The following is a 1,219-nucleotide window of genomic DNA, read 5'->3' as shown; positions in this document are numbered from 1 at the left end:
GCGCGTCGGACCTGGCCTATGTGATCTATACGTCGGGTTCGACGGGCCAATCCAAGGGGGTGCTGGTGGAACACCGCAGTCTGGTGGATTATGTATATGGACTGGAGGATCGGACGGGAATGGGTGCGTGTAAATCCTATGCGCTGGTCTCGACGATATCGGCGGATCTGGGCAATACGGTGATCTATAGTGCCTTGCTGAGCGGCGGGACGCTGCATGTGCTGTCGGCAGGGGCGGTGCATGATGGCGGTGCGGTGCGGTCCTATTTTGCGCGTCACCGGATAGATTGTTTGAAAATCGTGCCCTCGCATTGGAAGGCGCTGAGTCAGGCGGGTGGGCTGATCGTGCCGGAGCGTTTATTGGTGTTTGGGGGGGAGGCGTTGCCGTGGGAATGGGTAGCAGAGCTGCGCAAGGGTGGGAACGGCTGCCGGATCATCAATCACTATGGTCCAACAGAAACGACGATCGGCAAATTATTGTATGAGCCGGAGTTGGGGGTCGATGGGGAGGAAGGAGCGGGGTTGGGGGGTACGGTTCCGATCGGCCAACCGTTTGGCAATACGGAGGTTTATGTGCTGAACGGGGAGGGGTCATTGTGCCCGGAGGGTGTTGCGGGCGAATTATATATCGGAGGCGATGGATTGGCGCGGGGGTACCTGAACCGTCCGCAGTTAACTTCCGAAAAGTTTGTAGAGAACCGCATTGGGCTCCAGGCAGGGTCCAGGCTGTACGGGACAGGCGATCTGGTCCGTTGGCTACCGGGCGGGGACATGGCGTTCCTGGGGCGGATAGACGACCAGGTAAAGATCCGTGGATACCGGGTAGAGCCGGGGGAGGTGGAGAGCGTGCTGCGCGAAGGCCCGGGAGTGAGTCAGGCGGTGGTGGTGGTGGACAAAGCCGGCAAGGGAGCCAACCGGTTGGTAGGCTATATAGTTGGGACAGCGGCATATGACCGGGAAGGGGTGTGGAATTTTCTGCAAAGCCGGTTGCCGGATTATCTGCTGCCGTCGGTATTGGTGAAAATGGAAGCCCTGCCCTTGACGGCCAATGGAAAAGTGGACAAAAAGGCGTTGCCGGACCCGGAGGGAACCGCACAGGGGAAGGACCGTTATGAAGGCCCTTCAAACGAAATAGAAAAAAAATTAGTTGCCGTCTGGGAAGAATTATTAGGTGTGGAACGGATAGGGATCCACGATAATTTTTTCGAGCTGGGAGGGCA

General features: G+C 57.9%; 1 protein-coding gene. It reads left to right on the top strand.

All coding sequences use genetic code 11. From position 1 onward, the window contains the following. On the top strand, positions 1–1,219 hold a 1,219-nt coding region (locus ACX0G9_RS31645), incomplete at both ends, for a non-ribosomal peptide synthetase (protein ID WP_459069000.1).

The sequence above is a fragment of the Flavitalea flava genome, assembly GCF_054461575.1.
The sequence above is the reverse complement of the archived record's forward strand: the minus strand, read 5'-3'. Positions and strand labels throughout refer to the sequence as shown.